The sequence below is a fragment of the Haladaptatus marinus genome (assembly GCF_051194195.1).
The window spans coordinates 124582-142207 of record NZ_JBLZNK010000008.1; the positions used below are offsets into that span (position 1 = coordinate 124582).

Sequence of the window (17626 nt, forward strand, 5' to 3'; positions counted from 1 at the left end):
CTCACACCCACCCAAGCGTCGCGTTGTGCTGTGCTACGTACTCTGGACTCAAACTCTCATCCGGAACCGAGATCCTTTCTCCAGCTCGGTCAAGAATCGTCCGCTGCAACAGTTCACTTTCCGTCTCGAACGACGGGTTCACTCGTAACCGGTACTCCCGGTCAATTGTGAACAACTCCCGATCAAACGCCGCGTGATGCGTCTTACTTAACGGCAGTACGTTTGCCAAATCAGCTCTGTATTCCGGATACTCGCTCCACGGCAACACGTGTGCGACATCTAACAAAGCCGGATGATCAACACCGGAAACTGGGCACGTCCGGCCGTGTCGAGCAATCACAGTCGCACGGAACTCCGGAACCACCACTCGGGCAAGTGTCGTAGTTTCGTATGTGTCGGCCAATAATTCCGTGTTAGTCGCTTGCGCAGACCACTCTGTATCCGCCCACTCTTCAACTGCGTCCTCAACGAACCCTTGACCCTCGTCCGTCAAGGTGAATTATTCTCCGTGTTTCTCGACGAGCCCCATGCTCTGCAACCAGTTCGCCCGTGTTTCGCCATATCCGTTTCCCCGCGGCTCCATCCCAATTCAGGGTGCGTATCCAGCTGTTGGTCACTGATCCCTGCAATCGTCATCGGGCCAGCAGACAACGCATACAGCAGACTTCGGAGCCCAACGTTCCGCGCACACATAATTCGCAGTAACATAGCCACTTCTTGCTGCTGGATATACTCACGTCCAGCCTCCCTCAGCACCCAGTCGTCATTTTCTTGCTGTAAGAATCCAACCTGTCGCAGATACCCGACCCGCCGTAGAATCGATTCACGACTCGACACGTTCGAGAGCGTTTCCCGATGCCACCTTACGAATTCATCCGTCGTTGGCTGATGCTCCTCGACGAACTCGAGAACCATATCCAACGTTTCAACGTACCGTGTCCCACCACCGAACATCGGTACGATACTACGGAGTCGATTCGGAGACATGCGGAACAAGAGATCGTGCCGGATGTTGATCCTTTCCTTGTTAGACTAGAAGTCTAGCGAAAACGCAACCCAATCGAACTCTCACGATTGAATGACCACTACGAGGCCCTCCTCGGACTCACACATCTCGTCCTCGACCGAGAGTTCTTCGATGACGTGCGTGCTGGTGATCGCCGATCCCTGGTGCGATTAGTCAACATGAACGACGTCGAAAAAGGTGATATTGTATCCGAATACTGGATATGTATACAATATAGGGTCCGTCACATCTCCTTGGCTGAAACCCGATTTCAAATATATTCTACTCTCACCTAATTTGACGAGTAAGTGTTTACCACCTTCAACGAAGGCTAAATCGTGATGGATAATACTTCACAAGAAGACACTGATCGTCGGAGAGAGAAGACACCAACAAGTTCCCGACGCGGATTTCTGGGCGCAATGGGGATCGGAAGTACCGCATTCTGGCCGTCGTTCGACCAAGAAAAGGGTAACCCAGCTTCACGTTACAATCGAGGGCACCGTCCGTGGGCACCTCGTGACCACGACCACAGTGGGCAGAATGGATCGACAAGCCATTTAGGCAAATCATCTCCAGTACGATCGATCACGGTCGACGAACTCGAGGTAGCTCAACAATCAAACATCGTGATTGTGTCTGCACTTCCAGCAGTATCTGGGAGTGGCACACAAATTGATCCATATGTCTCACCCTCCCAAACTGGTGGCATGCAGGAGGCATTCGAACGATTAGATGCGATTGGAGGCGGTGTTATCTACTACCCGAGTGGTTACTACGGAACCGGTACGAGTTCATGGGAGATCGACCTCGCTGAGTACGACAATCTGAGAAACAACTGGGCAATCTACGGTGATGGACTCGAATCATCACGTATTCAATGTGGATCTGATGACGGACCAGGAATTCAGATTCATGATTCAGCCGGGACAGCGATGTTCTACACCGAAATCGTCGGAGTTCGATTCGAAGGCGAGTGTGCTGACTTCACCTTTGTCTGGGGATCGGAGGATTTGGTTGATGCGTACAACAGTTGCTGGTCACGGTTCTCGACATCGAACAGTAACCCAGATGGGACCGGTGCCTGCCAATTGAATTTCATTCTGAACTCCTACCATTATGGTGTTCACAATGCGGCAGGCGGCATCGGTGTAGAGATGCGTCGCGTTCAATTCTCCGGCATCGAAGGAAGCTTCAGTTCCGGCGAAAATGCTGATGACACCGCCCTCCGAGTACGAGAGTATTCGTTCGCGAACCACTTCCGATATCTAAACATCGAAGCGACCTACCACGGGATCCATATCGCCGACTCACGGGCAATCTACAACATATTCCAAAACGCCTACTTCGCAAACGTGCGCGGGACAGCCGTTATCCAAGACATCGATGAGAACGGACCTCGATTCCCTGCAGCAGCCGAACAGGGGACGTACTTCCATAACCCGTTCGTCGCGGGAGCAGTCGAGAACATCGTCGAGCATACCGGTGGTACACTCTACGTGGATGGATCGACGAGAAAGTGGCCGTCTGCAACCCAACAAACCTTCGAAGGTGATCGATACGGCGGGAACTATCGCGACGCGTCGTCTTTCGAATTCGAACCACGATCTTCCCCACCAGAACACCAGCTCGGTCGTATCGCACTCGCTGATGGTGAGTCCTGGGATCCTGACGCCGATGGTGATCCGGAGCTTGTCATCTCGAATGGTACCGAATGGATCGAACTGACTGACCTCTCATCACCGGCCTCATAGAAAACGACTCTCTTTCTATGCTTGTGAATCTACGGACTGTGTCGACTCTACAACGATCTCTTGATCGGAACCAGTATGGAAGGAATCCTCACCGAGCCCTGCAGATTTGAGTGTCGTGCCATTATCTGCAAAGAGATGGAGGTCCGATTCCTCGAAGAGGTACGTTACCTGCTCTCCTTCTGTAAGCTCTAGATCTTCATCTACGCGAGCAGTCCACGATTCCTGACCAACGAGAAGATAGAGGAAATCATCACTCCCCATCGGCTCGACAACGTCAAGCATCGCGGTTTGACTATGATTGTTCGTCCCTTCATCGTCCGTCACGGAGATGTCTTCCGGTCGCACACCCACAGTTAGCCGCTGGCCCATAGTCAAATCGCATTCTTGGACGATCATTTCGTCAATTGGGTACGCAAACGTGGTCGAAGCATCGTCGGCTGTCAGAACATACTGGCCATCCGTTTCGCTGAGTTGGACCTCCAGGAAGTTCATCGATGGTTCTCCGAGAAATCCGGCGACGAATTGATTGGTGGGATGATGGTAGACGTAATCCGGCGTACCGATCTGCTGAAGTTCCCCATTATTCAAGACCGCAATACGATCGGACATCGTCATCGCCTCAGTCTGATCGTGTGTAACGTAAATCGTCGTCACACCGAGTTGCCGATGGAGCCGCTGTATCTCGGTTCGCATTTGTGCACGAAGCTTCGCGTCGAGGTTTGACAGCGGTTCGTCCATTAAGAACACTTCCGGATCACGAACGATTGCACGACCGAGCGCGATTCGTTGTTTCTGTCCACCGGATACTTGGGCTGGCTTTTTATCGAGGATACCTTCGATATCCATGATGGACGCTGCTTCGTTAACACGGTCCGTTCGTTCTTTGTTCGACAGGTCGGTTGTCATCTTCAACCCGAAGCTCATATTTTCCGCAGCGGTCATATGCGGATAGAGCGCAAAGTCCTGGAACACCATCGCCATATCTCGTTGCTGTGGTGAATTTCCCGTAATATCTGTCTCATCAAGACGGATCGAGCCAGACGTTGGTGTTTCGAGCCCCGCGATACAGCGAAGCGTCGTTGATTTTCCACAGCCACTCGGCCCGAGCAAGACCAGGAACTCTCCTTCTTCGACGGTGATATCCAGGTTATCAACCGCGACGACTTCGTTAACACTGTCCGCTGCTGTGAATGACTTAACCAACTGATCAATCCGAAGCGTACCCATGGCTAATTCTGTAGTCTGTGAACAGGTACCAAAACGATTGGCCTCGAGATGGTGTGGAGACCAACATTTTTGAAAATATCCAAACAACGGACGGGATCAAACGATTCGGTCTACCGTCTCCCCGCTGGCCCATACTCTCGATCAAAGTAATCGAGTTCGTCGAACATCCTAGTTGCCGTGTCCCACTGTTCGGAGGTCAATCGACCGATGTTCGCACCATCGGAAAAGAGTGAAACTCCGTGTGCACCGCCGTGCAGTGCGAGTTGAATCGCACTAACCAATTCGTCATCCTCTAACCGATTGAACGGCCGTTCGCCCCGTCCAGTACGTATCGATGGTGTAATCAGCGTATCTGTTTGTTGGCGAAGCGAACGGACGACTTCACGAATCCACACCGGATGCATGTCGAGGTCGATGTGTGCCGTCCGAGGGGAGAGAATATCGGCGTATTCCGCAACGTCACGCTGGTCGACACCAAGCATTTTCCGACTGTCATCGACGGCCGTTTCCAGGTTTGAAAACGCTTCTAACTCTATGTTGACGAGAAAGTCCGAGCGGTCTCGGAACGGGTCGCTCAGTTTCCTGAGAAGCGAATCGATCTGCATACATCGTCGGTCGATCCATGTTGATGACCGTTCTGAGACGCTTTGGAGTTCATATTGATCCCGACATCTCTCACAATAACAGGAGAGATAGTTGGACTCACCGTTGCCGATCGGCTGAAATTCGAAATGAGTGAACTGAATTCCATCAACGTCGTAGTCTGCTATCTCGTTGGTAATTGCTTGCAGGTGCTCCGAAACAACCTCGTGACTCGGGCACGCCCAGTGCATGTGTTCAGCCGAGACATTCGGGTATCTGATCTCCGTTCCTTCCCTTGCTACTTGGACGGTTTCAGGGTACTGTTCCAGGAGATATTTATCGCACAGAACGAACATCGTCGGAACGATATTGATGTCGTGAACTGCTGCAGCATCGGCGAGTTCGCCGAGTAAATCGCGGCCGGGAACCTGGTTCGGTGCGACGTCGGAATCGTAGAACACCCGACCATCACTCTCCTTCGTGATAACGAAAATCGTATTCACACCGTTATTAGCGAGTCGTTTCAATTCCGCGTCGGGTTGCATCGTCGACCAGGGGTAGAGAGTTACCGCTCGTAGTAACTGAGCGTTCCACCATGGATCGACTGTGTTCCCTTCAGACATCGCAATATTCCAATAAAATGCATGCAGAAGTTTAACTCTATGGCTCGTATCGACCGAAATCTTCCATCCTCGTCCTCAAACGAACATCTTTGGATATTATCGAATATAACCCCTAATTTCAATACATGCCGATAGAGAGTCTCTCTCAAGAGGCACAAAAACTCCATCACTGACCATGAATAATTCACGCTTTACTCGGCAAGTCCCTAATGCACAATCTCGCCCTCGCCCCCGACGAACGCTCGAACCCGACGGGTCAGAAATCCTTTCGGTTGCGACAGCGATGGGGTCCAAGACACGGTGGAACATTATCAAGGCATTATCAACTGAAACGCGAACGATCCAGGAACTCACCGAATTGGTCGATCTTTCTAAGGGGACAGTTTCGGTTCACGTAAAGCAACTTGAGGAAGCGGGACTCGCTGCCTCACGGTTCAACGTAAGTGACAATGGTGGCGTCGAAAAGGAAATCTCACTCGCGGTCGACGAAATCAAGGTTGATCTAAGCGATATCTAAGGTTACGTTTGTCTGACGAACCAAACCACCGGTTTGAGATACATCAAAACGATGAGAACGCGATTAGAAGCTTCGTTGCAGCCTGCGTTATTCTGACCCCATTCCCGTTGAAAGATACCGAGTTGCAAGCGTTAGAACAGTCGCAATCAAACCCGGTCCGAGTAGGACAAAGCCAGCGACGGTGAAACCGAATAAGAGACCGATCGAGAGACAAAAAGTGGCCAACCCGATCGTTGGCATCAACCGTCCAAACACGAGTTCAGCGGACCGTCGCGCTGTCTTACGAGCAGAATAGTCACCATCAACCAGGAGTGGATAGTAATACAGCAACAGCACCGAGAGAACGATCAGTATATCGACCGCGAAAAAGGCGAGCAAACCGTATGCAAGCTCACCAGTTCGCTGGAACTGTAGCCACGAGAGTCCCGCGATATCGATGAGAACAAACGTCGGAACGAGTGGAAGTTGACTCCGCCAGAAACACCGTCGAAATACAGATAACGCGGTGCGTAGTCGGAATCGATCTCCACGGAGTACGCTTCCAGCGGCGGCGACAGCGGTGGCGGTCACTGGACCGAGGAGAATGATGGTCGGTGCTAGAAGGCACCAGCAAACGCTTACGATGACGATGATCGGGAGTGATCGATACGCTGCGGCGATGGCCTCTTTTGAGAGACCGATGAAGTTGACCCGATTTCGATGAGTGTCGACAATCATTGATTTGGAATTCGTGATGGATAATCGTACAGCTATGCTTTGAGCCCGGACATGGTGACTCCCTTGATGAAATACCGCCGTAGCAGCAAGAACAGCAGTATCGTTGGGAGTGCGAGGAGTGTTGCACCCGCCATCAACGGTCCCATGCTATTGCCATAGAGACCTGTTTTCGCGAACAAGGTAATGCTCACCGGCAAGGTGTACATGCTTTCGTTTTTGATCACGATGAGGTCCCAGAGCATCTGATTCCAGCGATTCATGAAGGTAAAAATCGCGACTGTTGCGATAGCGGGCATCGAATTGGGCAACACGATACGAAACACGATATCGAGTTCGTTACACCCGTCCATACGTGCGGCATCGATGAGGCTGTCAGGGAACTGTTTGAAGAACTGGGTTAGTAGGAATATCCCAAACGAACTTATTGCGAAGGGGGCGATCATCGCCTGATACGTATTGACCCACCCAAGTTTGACGATGATGACGAACTGCGGAATCAACAACAGTATCCCGGGGATCATCATCGTGGCGAGGATGAAGTTGTATGTAACACTGCGTCCATACCAATCCAGCTTCGCGAGGGAGTAGGCAACGATACACGACGTGATGACTACCGAAACGACCACCGCGCCAGTAACGATGATGCTGTTGATGAACTGGCGAACGATCGGGACGTTTTCGAGGAGGAATCGATAGTTCTCTAACGTGAATGTCGATGGGATCACCTGCAACGAGTAGATGTCATTTGGAGGCTTGAACGACATCGAGACCATCAGAGCGAACGGGAATACGGGGAGGATGACTCCAAGTGTCAGTACGATATACACGAGTATTTTCTTCCCCGAAAGATCAGACAATCGTTCGTGGCCGTCGGCAAACACTCCGGAGTTATCCGATTCAATACTCATTATACCGACACCTCCTGATCGACGTAGTTACGTTCGACGTAGCTGATGACGAAGATCATCGCCGCCAGGATCACACCAATCGTACTCGCGTAGCCCATCTCGAGATACGAGAAGGCGTTTTGGTAGATGACGAGAACGAACGTTTTGGTTGCGCCGTTTGGCCCACCGCTCGTCATGATGAACGGCTCGGTGAAGATTTGGAACGCGGTAATCGTCGAGAGGATCACCACGACGAGAATACTCGGGTTCAACAATGGGAGGGTGATGTAGCGGAACTGTTGCCACTCGCTGGCACCGTCGAGCGATGCCGATTCATAGATCGTTTCTGGGAGTGATTGCAGATTCGCGAGGAAGATGATCGCGTAGTAGCCGATGAACTTCCATGATACCATCATCGCGATGGCCGGCATCGCCCACGTAGTACTACCGAGGAAGTTGATCTCCGTTCCTGCCACAGCGAGTATCTGATTGATGTACCCGTCGGGCGCGTAAATCCACTTGAAGACGACGGCAACGACGACCCCACTCGTGACATACGGGACGAAATACCCTGCCATATAGAGTGCTCGTCCGCGCACGATCCGATCCAGCAGCACCGCTACGCCGAGAGCAAGCACTATCTGTGTCGGGACGTTCACAATGAAGAAATACAACGTATTACTGAGGAGTTTCCAGAAGAGGTCACTCGTCAGTAATTGTACGTAGTGGTCGATCCCAACGAACGGTGTTTCAGGGCTGATGATGGACCATTCGTGAAAACTCAAGTAGAGTGCGAACAGGAACGGGAAGATCAGGAACACCGATGCCCAGAGGAACCACGGTACGATGAGAGCCCATCCCATCAAGTTCTCGTCGTGGTTCCCGAGGCGTTTGGTTGCAGTTCCGAGAAGCGGAAGATGTGCTATCCGCTGTCGAAGTCCACTTTTCATGGTCGTTGTGTCCGCTTTTCTCGTTCCTGGTTCAGTTGTCGCGTCTGGCATAGGTGTTGAATCCGTTACTATCCGTTGAGTGCTTGGTTGACACTTTTTTCAGCGTCGTCGAGCCCTTTCTGTGGTTGTTTCTTTCCCAGCGCAACGGGAACGAAACACTCTTCGCCAAACACGTTCATGATCTTCGTATAATCTGGCGTATACGCCGGTGGGTGCGATGTTTCGAGTGCTTCTGCGTACGGTTTGATATCGGGACTTTTCTCGAAGAAGCCGCTTGCGGAACTGACGAGATCCTTTCGAAGCGGCAGTTGAAGAGTCTTTTTCAGGAATTTCGTATCCCACTTCGGCTGTTGCTCGAAACTCACAAACTTCCAGGCTTGTTGTGGCTGTTTGGCCGAGGCGAAAATCGAGGTGTTCTTCGGATCAGCGTACGTGTGGCTGTTCTGTTTCGTTCCCTCTGGGACTGGGGGGTTCATGTGCGACATCGAAACGTCCTTGTTGACGCCTTCGAAGTACGGGATAACCCATGGCCCGCCAGTATTGATGACTGCTTCATTGTGTGGGAATTTCGGCTTCTCACTCCCTTGTGTGGGAGCGAGGTCAGCGCTATAGAGATCCTGGAAGAATTGTAGCACAGTCTTTGCTGTATTGTTATTGAAATCAGGCTTTACAGAATCTCCTTTCTGAGTGAACATCGATTTCTTCCCCTCTGATGCGGCAAGGTACAACGGGAGGAAGTCGAACCAACGCTCGTACCACGTCGGTTTCGGTGCCCGGTCCCAGAGCACCTTTGCGTTACCATCACCGACGATTTTCTTTCCGACCTTGAGCAGTCCAGACAGCGTCGTCGGGTACTCGTCTGAGTTTTTATAACCGGCCTTCTTGAGGACAGTGTCGTTGTACTGGAACAACACCGGGTTCGCCTTCCATGGTGCCTGATATAGACCACCATCCGGTGCTTCGTAGCGTTTCAAAATTGTCTTGCCACACCGATCGGTCAAGAAACTCTTTACGCCATCAATTTCGTATAGATCCTTTGCGGCGCCGTTTTCCTGAAGTTGCGCAGCAAACCCAGGGAAAACGTTTGCGAATACGTCCGGTTCGGTATTCGAGGCAAGCGCCGACAGGACCACTTGCTCGGAGCTATCTCCTTCCGGAACCGGTCGCACCTTCAGTTTCGAGTCGTGGGATTTGAGGAACTCTTTCTTTGCGTTGTTGTGGAATGCCAATTCCTCCTTGTTTGGCGACGACCAAAATTCGGTTTTACCGCTTTTCTTCCCATCTGATCCACCGCTGGAACCACCCAACCCACCTGTGCAACCAGCGAGGGAGAGCATTGCTGCCGTACTTGTACCGGCTGTGGCTTTTACGAATTGTCGACGCCGAAGTGTATTGTGCCTCGTCATGTGATTGCTTCACAACTGTGCAATCAATTGTGATGTATAAACCTCGCTCTCGAATTTGATTTGCATCAAACGGGTTTGAGAGATATCGATAGTTCAACACTGGCGGTCGATGTATTCGCACTGGAAGTGAGGCATAGGCGAACGACAAAGGGAAGAAAATCTTAATTACTAAACCACAATCTTGGGAAAACAATAGGCCGCATACCGATCGACGTTGAGAGGGAGAGCTTGTCGCTACAGGCACCCACGAAGATACTCTATTGCCTGCGGAACCGCTTGGAAGTCGTCCTCTTCGCCTTCGTACTCGAGCGTCACGAAGTCGTCATATCCCTGCTTAGACAATGACGTCAGTGATTCGTCGTAGTAGGGATAGTTCGGCTCAGATCCATCCTCAGCCAAGTCATCATATGCCGCGTGAACGTGGTCCGCTAAATGCAACGTTCGATCGATCGATGGCTTTCCATCGATGTAGTTTGCCAAATCTAGAACGAGACCGAGGTCACCATTCACGAGGCTTCGAATGTGGAAGATGTCGTCTGCCGTCCGAATGAGACCATCGTGGTTATGGTTTTCAACAGCGAGCGTCGTTTCGACGGTCTCACCATAGTCAACACACTCCTGTAGACACGTCGCGACATCTGTCCACACTTGTGGATCATCATGTTCGCGATCGTGGAGTCCCGGGAATCCGGTGAATGCTCGAAGTACTGGTGCACCGAGCTGATCGCCATGATCCAACCACGTTTTGACTACTTCCACGTCTTCACGTCGCTCTTCGGGCGTTCCCTTGGCAAAGTCGTTATAAAAGACGGATAAACATGCAATCTCCAGATCGTACTCGGAAAGGAGATCCGAAACCTCTCCAATCGTTTCTTCATCGTCTCCTGGAAGATGCCCGTCAAGCAGTTCGACTCCCGAAATTTCTAGTTCCGAACTGCAAATTTCGAGGAAATCCTCGAGAGACATGTCATTTTCGAGCTCGTCGTGGTAAGAATACGAACTGCAAGCGAGCTTCATTTGTCTGCCTCCGTTTCGAGCGGGAAGTGAACGCGTTGCCCGGATTCCGACGATTGATATATGGCCATCACGACTTCCAGGGCACTCTTTCCATCTCGACCAGTCACGGTCGGTTCGCTGTTGGTTCTTGCAGATCGGATAAAGTGTTCGACCGGACCGCCGTACTTGGATTGTTCTGGAATTGGAACGTCGACGGTTCCACAATCGTTACCCAATTCGAGCCGAAGTGACGGTGCGACTTTGTCTACGTAGAGAACGCCTTCTTCACCAACGATCTGCATCTCGATAGATTCGGGATCCGTTCGCCACGCCGTCTCAAACGTTCCCAGCGTACCGTCTTCGAACTGAAGAGCTGCAACGGCCGTATCCTCGACGTCCGCATCCATCGATAGGGTTTCGCTATATCCGGATAGAGACGAAACTGAACCAAATAGATGGTTGATGAGGTCAGCATTGTGGACACCAATATCGATGAGCGCACCACCACCGGACGTATCTGCATCCGTAAACCACGTCGACCGCGGTGACCATCCCTCCGGACCAGGATGGCTAAACCGACTTCGCACCGACAGCACATCGCCGATCACTTCCTTCTCAAGTACCTCTTTGGTCTTCTCATACACCGGATTGAAGCGTTCAGTCTGGTCGATCATCAGGAATGCTTCACTGGCATCTGCCGCGTCTATCATTGCATCGGCTTCTGCTAAGGACGTACTGATCGGTTTCTCACAGAGAACGTGGATATTGTGTTCGAGAGCAGTACAGACAACTTCCTTGTGGAGATGATTCGGAAGACATACGCTGACAGCATCGACACTGCCTGATTCGAGCATCTCTGTATAATCCGTGTAGTATGAATCAATTTCGAATTCCTCAGCGACCGTCGCAGCTTTCTTTTCCTCGACGTCGCACACGGCTACGAGGTCGACTAAATCGCTTGTTCGATATGCAGGTATGTGAAGCCGCTGAGCGATTGCTCCGGTGCCGATAACTGCTGCTCGTAGATTATCGGTCTCAAGACCCTCGGTTTCGGAGGAGATCATGATCTCTTGTCCCATATTCACGCGACTGTCGTTCGACACTCCCAATTAATGTCTTCCTCAAATTTGAGTAGAACAGTCGATATTTGGAAACAATCGAATATCTACGCGTCTCAAAGAACTACATACTTTCTCAAGATCCGAATAGCAAAGTGGATTCAATCCCGACTTAGCTCGCGCTCCATTGACCTCATGTAACGAATCCAAATTTCTCAATACCTTTCTCGCTAAGACCAGTATCGTCGTCAACCAAGCCATGCCATATCAGGAACTACCCGATGGACGTCGGCTCCCGCAGCCGAGAGACGGCGACCAACCGACTTGCCTTCGCGGAGGTCTCTCGGCGAGAGATCGAAGTCCACTGGGTTGGCGCCACCTGCAGTCACGAATGGTAGCGGCTTCACTACGGTGTCGATGTCTGCACGATAGACATCCCACCCGAGGAGACCATGTTGGACCGGTGGTTGTCCTAAATAGTAGGTGGTCATCGCGGCCGCTGTTTCAGACGGATACGTCGACGTCAGCGGTGTCACTATCGCCTCTTCGGCGAGGGTCTCGAGGAACGGATGGGCTTCACGGTAGCGCAGGAACTGCTCGAAACCGAACCCATCGACGAGGATAACCGCGACCCTACTGATCTCTGTCGTCGGAAGGGTATCGTCGGGAAGTTGTGGACTGACGATGACGCCGCCGACGCCGAGAAGATCTGCAACTGTTCCTGAAACGTTGGCGAAGCAATAGCCGTCGTACGCCGGCCTGACGTACCCTGGGGCAAGTTCGTCGTCGCGCAAATCCTTGGCGACGTCGTGGCGGAGCATACTCGAAAGACAAGTTTGATTCTATAATTGTTATCGGATCAATGTTTATCAGAATCGGGGTGACTGAGACAGCATGTATACAGAACACACGTTTTAGTAAGCATGTCGCATGCCTCTAAGAGAACGAAGTGGGCGACGAGAAACGGTCGTTTGGTTCATTTCTACCGTCAGCCACTATTCGGTGTTCAACGCTCGGATACACAGAAATGTCGGATAGTTCAGTCGTTTCTCATAGGACTCCGGTTTTTTCTCCTTGAACGTCTCTTTTGGCTTCGGTTCGATTAGTTCGTCCAGTTGGAGTCCAGTTTCGATGAGTGGATTGATGACCTCTGAAAATGGCCGACGATAGAATGGGACATCGATTTCTTCGCCGGAGGCTGACCACGTCATCCGTTCCTGTTCGGTCTCGAAATAGTTCTCAGTATCAAATACAATGTAGTCATCAAGCGGATGGTGAGTCGAGAATACGAGAAATCCACCTGGTCGGAGGATACGAGCAAACTCCGTGAAAGCTGGTCGCCAGTCTTCAATGTAATGAAGCGTAAGCCCGCTAACGATACCATCGAATTCACTGTCGTCTGCAAATTCGAAGGGCTCTCCAATATCGGCTCGGCGAACCTCAACTTGATTGTTGACTCGATGTCTCGCCTGATCGATCATCTCACTGCTTTTGTCAACAGCGAGGACTTCCGCTCCCTTATCAACTAACCACTCTGCGTATCGACCATGTCCACAACCCGCATCGAGGATTCGTTTGCCCGCTATATTGGGGATGAGTTCTGCCATCGCAGGAAATTCGAGATCTGCACAGTATGGGTCGTTTCCTTGCGTCTCGTACGTCGGAGATAATTTATCGTATGCGTCCTCTACAGTGGGATTTTCATCAGGCGGCATGAACACGATTGTGTGTCACTCTTCAAATTAATTGTTATGATTCTGATTTCGAATCATGACTCATCCGCTATCCAATTTGTTTCGCATGCTGCGGTATTATGTTGGAGAACTCTCTTCTTCTAGAATCCACCAGATAACAACCCACGGACTCAATTTCCCCCGTTCCAACGCACCGCGTTCATGCAATTCCTCGAGTCGCTGGTGCACTGGCCGCCGTTTCATTGCAATCGTATCTGCAACCCACCGAGCGGTCACTGCTGGGAACTCGGACTCATGAATCACTCGAAGACTATCCTCATCACTTGTCATCTCCGCGAATCGTCCCCGCTCATCGTGCTCACTCTTTTTCTCAGTCATATCGCATCTGATATTATAACAGAATTCCAACATGCCGATGTCAAAAGAACAGATAGACCCATAGAATCGGAACATCGAGCAGTAAAATGGCCATGAGACGGTTCTATTTATAATCGTAGTTCATTCGGAGCTGCGGCGGGGAACAATCTTTTCGCAAACAGAAACAAGAGCCGACTCTGCCCGTCGAAGTCGATATCGACAGGTCGATGTCGGTAGTCCGAGCTGGTCAGCCACATCACTCGTAGTTACTGATCTCGGCGTCTCGTAGTACCCCATATCGAACGCACACAACAATGTTTGACGCTGTGCTGTCGGAAGATCAGAAACGATCGATGCATCCGACCCCCATCGTTCCGGGCTCACAATTTGTTCTAACGTCACCGTGACACCAGTTGGGAGTTCAGTCTGGAGCGCATCAAAAAGCAGTCCAATAGTATGATCATCGCGGACGAGCAAGCGCCATTCATACCGGTTTTCTCGACGTCGTGCATCGAAAAGCACTCCATTTCCAAGATATTCATTTGCAAGGTACGGAATTGAATGACAATACGAAACATTCCCAGTATCGATGGCCGAATAGTATGTTCGTGTTCCATCGGTCTCCGTGATGATTTCGTACTCCCAGTTTGCATCGCAGGCAGTGTGTTCGCCTAGACACTCGTTACAATTTGAATGGCTCAAATATACATCATCAAGCGACTCTAACCCCTCTTGCGGTCCACTCACAAGGAACGTTTGCCATGTTCCACTCTTCGACGAGGAGATAGAGAGAACGTTACCAAGAAGATCCGGATACTGAATGAACACATCTGTGACTGCGTCGCTGTTTTTCGCAAACTCAACTGTAAACGCGAACTCGCGCATACTAATTGTGAATACACAACTACATTTCCCTGTTCCGGTTGGTTAGAATTGGATACCCCTGACTATCCCATGTGGGCCTGGAAGTAACTCTTCGACAAGAGACCGCGAGGATCACCACCTTGCGTATTAGCAACCCGAAATTTACGCTCGCCCTCTCCATATCAGAACAAGATGACGACAGAACCGTACTCCCGCGTTCATTACGCGATTATGCAGGGAATCGTCAACGATGGCTATGCACCTGATGTCTCCGAGATCGCAACCAGACTTGATATCTCCGAGCAGGAAGCAATCGCTGGCCTTCACGATCTAGAAGAGCGACACGGGGTTGTCCTCCATCCGCACTGTGACCACCCGTGGGTTATCCATCCGTTTTCACTTGCACCCACGCTGTTTTGGGTCACGGTCGATCGGGACGATATTGCTGGTGAATACTGGGGAAACTGTGCATGGTGCTCACTCGGCATTGCAGAACTCCTTGGTGACGATGCAACCGTTACGATTTCAACTCGTCTCGGTGGTCACGATGAAGACGTGGAGATACAGGTTAAAGACGGGAACTTAGTAGACGACGAATTCGTCGTCCACTTCGCTGTTCCGATCGAAGAGGCGTGGGACAATGTCCATTACACCTGTGATACAATTCTCATCTTCGAATCGGAGCCAGATGTTGACGATTGGTGCGAGCAACATGCTATCGAAAAGGGAGCAGTCGTCCCTCTTGAACAGGTTTGGACGCTCGCTAAACAGTGGTATGGGCAGCATTTAGACGAAGAATGGGAGAAATGGACGGCAGCGGAAGCCCATGAGATTTTCGAACGTGTTGGTCTCACTGACGGCTTCTGGTCTGTTCCAGGAACTGACGAAGCGTTCTAACCAATCTGACGATGACTGTACCAGCACCAGGAGATTCGTATACGTACGAACGGACATTCAGAAACAAGGACGTTCGTCAGTTCGGTCGAATTTCGGGGGATCAACAAGCCATTCACACAGAACCAAACGGCGACGGTCATCTCATTGCCCAAGGACTCCTCACAGCGACCCTCTTTACCAAGATTGCGGGTGATTTGAGTTTCCTTGCACGAAGAACCGATATTCGGTATCACAAGCCCGTCCATACTAACAATACCATTACCTGCAAATGGGTTACTGACGCAGTCGACGAACAAGAAGACCGGTACGAAATGACATGTTCAGTAACGTGTACTAATGGGGACGGAGATGTGGTATTGACTGCTCATATTGAAGGACTCATTTGGAAGCACTCCTCGTGAACCGCCTCGGGATCAAACTCGAGACACTCGCCTTGATCAACAAACGAAATCTGCTGGTCGTCATATTGCTCTTCCCAGATTCCTGCTTTCGATGCCGTCCACACCGCAGGAGAAGAGTTAATACACTATCCATAGAACATGTATTGTGATGTCGACAGACGACCGAACCGTGAAAACGCCCTACCCCGAGGAAACGTTCAACAACCTTCTCACCTACGCTGAACTCCTGAACACACCCCAACTTGCCCGCCTCTACATCTACATCCTCCAAAACGGGCCAGTCGCAATCGAGACGATCAAAACGGATCTCGATATGGCCCATTCGACGACCTACAAATATATCGGCCAACTCGAGGAGATGGGTGTGCTGTCCCGCCACGACGATGAGACCCCAGCAATGGTCACTGTGGAACCGATTCGTCTCCAAATCGAGACCCAGCATGGCGACGTGATTGCAACACCAACACTCATCGACGCGATTGGCCGCCAACACGATACAGAGGACATCCGCGTCTTCGTCGAGCGACAGGGCATCGCGAAACTGGCCGCGGCGCTTCACTACACGCTCCGGGTCATGCAGGGCGAACTCACACAACGGACTGGGGCATCCAAACTCGGTGTTCACCCCGTCGAGGGAATGACCGTCTTCACTGCGCTACAGGATGTCGTCGAGGAGGCGACTGACTACGATCCCTATCTGGAGCGGGCCGAATAATGCCAGGGGCGGAAATTCCGAGCGACAGCACGGCGATCATCGACAGTAGCGTTCTATTCGCGATGGGTGGACCGTCGAACGAGAAATACCAAGCGTTAGAGCGATTCGTTCGGCAGCGAAACCTCACTGTCACTGTTCCCGAACAGGTCGCTACAGAGTTGGGTGAGAGCCCCGATGCATACGCCTATCAGCGCGATCGATTGCGAGCAGCCCAAGATGCAGGGTGGTTAGAGCCAGGTCGAATTGATTTTTCAACTCCTCGTGTTCCGGAAGTCGTCGATAAAACGCGAAAGCGGATGTTGAATCTCTCTGCTGATGATGTTACAGAAGACGAGATCGAGAAAACAGATACCATTCTCGCCGGATTAGCTTATCAGTACATAACTGAAGATCACGCTCACGTTGCGGTACTCGTGAGTGATACGATTGCGGAACAAGCGATTCGAGATGTCTTGGCAGCTGTCGGTGTTGAAGACCGGATCTCAGTTGTTGAGGGCCGAGTGCTGTTGAACGATCTTATAAACCGATAGCGGTGCGATATTAGTATAATATACTAACATCGAACCCTCTATTTTGACCGCTCTCCGGAGCTCCCTCACCATGGGGGGCACCTATAGTAGGGCGACTTCTTGGCGCTTTCCAACCATCACTGGAATATCGGTCGTGTACTCCTTTCCAGCAAACAACACTGTTACAGTCACATGATTCGGTAATTTCATCACCAATTCTTTGCGTGTTATCGTCGGGGCAGTCGGAGACACAGTCACGTATGGCTGGTCGTCTTCAGACGCCAGGCCGGGTGCAATGTCCTCGTCTGCGCCGAATCGAGGTACATTCGAGTGCAGTGTCTATTCCCCGGAAATCCACCAGATAACCACCCGCGGACTCAACTTCCCACGTTCTAACGCACCGCGTTCATGCAACTCCTCGAGCCGTTGATGCACTGGCCGCCGTTTCATTTCAACCGTATCTGCG

Annotated in this window: 18 protein-coding genes; 6 read left to right on the plus strand and 12 right to left on the minus strand. The window is 51.2% G+C overall.

From position 1 onward, the window contains the following. Window position 1: 1 nt before the first annotated feature. Window positions 2-493, minus strand: coding sequence for an HNH endonuclease (locus ACN2TU_RS24390; protein ID WP_435159148.1), 492 nt, complete (start codon window positions 491-493; stop codon window positions 2-4). Between the two features lie 1223 nt (window positions 494-1716). Here ACN2TU_RS24390 and ACN2TU_RS24395 point away from each other — a divergent pair. Beyond that, entirely contained in the window at window positions 1717-2760 is a 1044-nt protein-coding gene (locus tag ACN2TU_RS24395) for a hypothetical protein (RefSeq protein ID WP_435159149.1), read from the plus strand. A 15-nt stretch (window positions 2761-2775) separates the two neighbouring features. On the opposite strand, the gene ACN2TU_RS24400 is transcribed toward ACN2TU_RS24395, so the two are convergent. Next, window positions 2776-3987, minus strand: a complete 1212-nt coding sequence (locus ACN2TU_RS24400) for an ABC transporter ATP-binding protein (protein ID WP_435159151.1) — start codon at window positions 3985-3987, stop codon at window positions 2776-2778. Window positions 3988-4097: 110 nt separating this feature from the next. Continuing rightward, window positions 4098-5114, minus strand: a complete 1017-nt coding sequence (locus ACN2TU_RS24405; protein WP_435159153.1) for a family 10 glycosylhydrolase — start codon at window positions 5112-5114, stop codon at window positions 4098-4100. Between the two features lie 253 nt (window positions 5115-5367). Between ACN2TU_RS24405 and ACN2TU_RS24410 the strand changes: the two genes are divergently transcribed. Further along, window positions 5368-5709 (plus strand): ArsR/SmtB family transcription factor, encoded by a 342-nt coding sequence (locus tag ACN2TU_RS24410; RefSeq protein ID WP_435159154.1) that lies wholly within the window; start codon window positions 5368-5370, stop codon window positions 5707-5709. A gap of 87 nt (window positions 5710-5796) precedes the next feature. Here ACN2TU_RS24410 and ACN2TU_RS24415 read toward each other — a convergent pair whose 3' ends face one another. The 9 genes from ACN2TU_RS24415 to ACN2TU_RS24455 form a co-directional block, all read right to left on the minus strand. Next, a complete protein-coding gene (locus ACN2TU_RS24415; RefSeq protein WP_435159155.1) occupies window positions 5797-6426 on the minus strand; it encodes a hypothetical protein in 630 nt (209 codons plus the stop codon). Between the two features lie 32 nt (window positions 6427-6458). After that, window positions 6459-7334 carry a carbohydrate ABC transporter permease gene (locus ACN2TU_RS24420; RefSeq protein WP_435159157.1) on the minus strand — a complete coding sequence of 292 codons (876 nt, stop codon included), beginning with the start codon at window positions 7332-7334 and terminating at the stop codon, window positions 6459-6461. Beyond that, entirely contained in the window at window positions 7334-8314 is a 981-nt protein-coding gene (locus ACN2TU_RS24425) for a carbohydrate ABC transporter permease (RefSeq protein WP_435159158.1), read from the minus strand. Before ACN2TU_RS24425 ends, ACN2TU_RS24420 begins: the two co-directional genes overlap by 1 nt. A gap of 17 nt (window positions 8315-8331) precedes the next feature. After that, window positions 8332-9600, minus strand: a complete 1269-nt coding sequence (locus ACN2TU_RS24430; protein WP_435159160.1) for an extracellular solute-binding protein — start codon at window positions 9598-9600, stop codon at window positions 8332-8334. 303 nt (window positions 9601-9903) lie between these two features. Further along, window positions 9904-10635 (minus strand): sugar phosphate isomerase/epimerase family protein, encoded by a 732-nt coding sequence (locus ACN2TU_RS24435; RefSeq protein ID WP_435159162.1) that lies wholly within the window; start codon window positions 10633-10635, stop codon window positions 9904-9906. Between the two features lie 47 nt (window positions 10636-10682). Then, window positions 10683-11729: a Gfo/Idh/MocA family protein gene (locus tag ACN2TU_RS24440; RefSeq protein ID WP_435159163.1), complete on the minus strand. Its 1047-nt coding sequence runs from the start codon at window positions 11727-11729 to the stop codon at window positions 10683-10685. A 242-nt stretch (window positions 11730-11971) separates the two neighbouring features. Further along, window positions 11972-12544, minus strand: a complete 573-nt coding sequence (locus tag ACN2TU_RS24445) for an alkaline phosphatase family protein (protein ID WP_435159165.1) — start codon at window positions 12542-12544, stop codon at window positions 11972-11974. A 174-nt stretch (window positions 12545-12718) separates the two neighbouring features. Continuing rightward, window positions 12719-13438 carry a class I SAM-dependent methyltransferase gene (locus tag ACN2TU_RS24450; protein ID WP_435159166.1) on the minus strand — a complete coding sequence of 240 codons (720 nt, stop codon included), beginning with the start codon at window positions 13436-13438 and terminating at the stop codon, window positions 12719-12721. A 477-nt stretch (window positions 13439-13915) separates the two neighbouring features. Continuing rightward, window positions 13916-14659 (minus strand): helix-turn-helix domain-containing protein, encoded by a 744-nt coding sequence (locus tag ACN2TU_RS24455; protein ID WP_435159168.1) that lies wholly within the window; start codon window positions 14657-14659, stop codon window positions 13916-13918. A 171-nt stretch (window positions 14660-14830) separates the two neighbouring features. Here ACN2TU_RS24455 and ACN2TU_RS24460 point away from each other — a divergent pair, with 171 nt between their 5' ends. The 4 genes from ACN2TU_RS24460 (at window position 14831) to ACN2TU_RS24475 (ending at window position 17181) form a co-directional block, all read left to right on the plus strand. After that, window positions 14831-15535 (plus strand): alkylmercury lyase family protein, encoded by a 705-nt coding sequence (locus tag ACN2TU_RS24460; RefSeq protein WP_435159170.1) that lies wholly within the window; start codon window positions 14831-14833, stop codon window positions 15533-15535. A gap of 11 nt (window positions 15536-15546) precedes the next feature. Continuing rightward, window positions 15547-15936: a MaoC/PaaZ C-terminal domain-containing protein gene (locus ACN2TU_RS24465; RefSeq protein WP_435159172.1), complete on the plus strand. Its 390-nt coding sequence runs from the start codon at window positions 15547-15549 to the stop codon at window positions 15934-15936. Window positions 15937-16084: 148 nt separating this feature from the next. After that, entirely contained in the window at window positions 16085-16651 is a 567-nt protein-coding gene (locus ACN2TU_RS24470; protein WP_435159174.1) for a DUF7437 domain-containing protein, read from the plus strand. Further along, window positions 16651-17181: a PIN domain-containing protein gene (locus tag ACN2TU_RS24475; RefSeq protein ID WP_435159175.1), complete on the plus strand. Its 531-nt coding sequence runs from the start codon at window positions 16651-16653 to the stop codon at window positions 17179-17181. The genes ACN2TU_RS24470 and ACN2TU_RS24475 overlap by 1 nt, the downstream gene beginning before the upstream one ends. Window positions 17182-17626 lie beyond the last annotated feature (445 nt).

Coding starts and splice junctions, on each gene's coding strand:
- ACN2TU_RS24395 (WP_435159149.1), top strand. CDS start 1,717: ATGCAGGAGGCATTCGAACGATTAGATGCGATTGGAGGCGGTGTTATC.
- ACN2TU_RS24400 (WP_435159151.1), bottom strand. CDS start 3,987: ATGGGTACGCTTCGGATTGATCAGTTGGTTAAGTCATTCACAGCAGCG.
- ACN2TU_RS24405 (WP_435159153.1), bottom strand. CDS start 5,114: ATGCAACCCGACGCGGAATTGAAACGACTCGCTAATAACGGTGTGAAT.
- ACN2TU_RS24410 (WP_435159154.1), top strand. CDS start 5,368: ATGAATAATTCACGCTTTACTCGGCAAGTCCCTAATGCACAATCTCGC.
- ACN2TU_RS24415 (WP_435159155.1), bottom strand. CDS start 6,426: ATGATTGTCGACACTCATCGAAATCGGGTCAACTTCATCGGTCTCTCA.
- ACN2TU_RS24420 (WP_435159157.1), bottom strand. CDS start 7,334: ATGAGTATTGAATCGGATAACTCCGGAGTGTTTGCCGACGGCCACGAA.
- ACN2TU_RS24425 (WP_435159158.1), bottom strand. CDS start 8,314: ATGCCAGACGCGACAACTGAACCAGGAACGAGAAAAGCGGACACAACG.
- ACN2TU_RS24430 (WP_435159160.1), bottom strand. CDS start 9,600: ATGCTCTCCCTCGCTGGTTGCACAGGTGGGTTGGGTGGTTCCAGCGGT.
- ACN2TU_RS24435 (WP_435159162.1), bottom strand. CDS start 10,635: ATGTCTCTCGAGGATTTCCTCGAAATTTGCAGTTCGGAACTAGAAATT.
- ACN2TU_RS24440 (WP_435159163.1), bottom strand. CDS start 11,729: ATGATCTCCTCCGAAACCGAGGGTCTTGAGACCGATAATCTACGAGCA.
- ACN2TU_RS24445 (WP_435159165.1), bottom strand. CDS start 12,544: ATGCTCCGCCACGACGTCGCCAAGGATTTGCGCGACGACGAACTTGCC.
- ACN2TU_RS24450 (WP_435159166.1), bottom strand. CDS start 13,438: ATGCCGCCTGATGAAAATCCCACTGTAGAGGACGCATACGATAAATTA.
- ACN2TU_RS24455 (WP_435159168.1), bottom strand. CDS start 14,659: ATGCGCGAGTTCGCGTTTACAGTTGAGTTTGCGAAAAACAGCGACGCA.
- ACN2TU_RS24460 (WP_435159170.1), top strand. CDS start 14,831: ATGACGACAGAACCGTACTCCCGCGTTCATTACGCGATTATGCAGGGA.
- ACN2TU_RS24465 (WP_435159172.1), top strand. CDS start 15,547: ATGACTGTACCAGCACCAGGAGATTCGTATACGTACGAACGGACATTC.
- ACN2TU_RS24470 (WP_435159174.1), top strand. CDS start 16,085: ATGTCGACAGACGACCGAACCGTGAAAACGCCCTACCCCGAGGAAACG.
- ACN2TU_RS24475 (WP_435159175.1), top strand. CDS start 16,651: ATGCCAGGGGCGGAAATTCCGAGCGACAGCACGGCGATCATCGACAGT.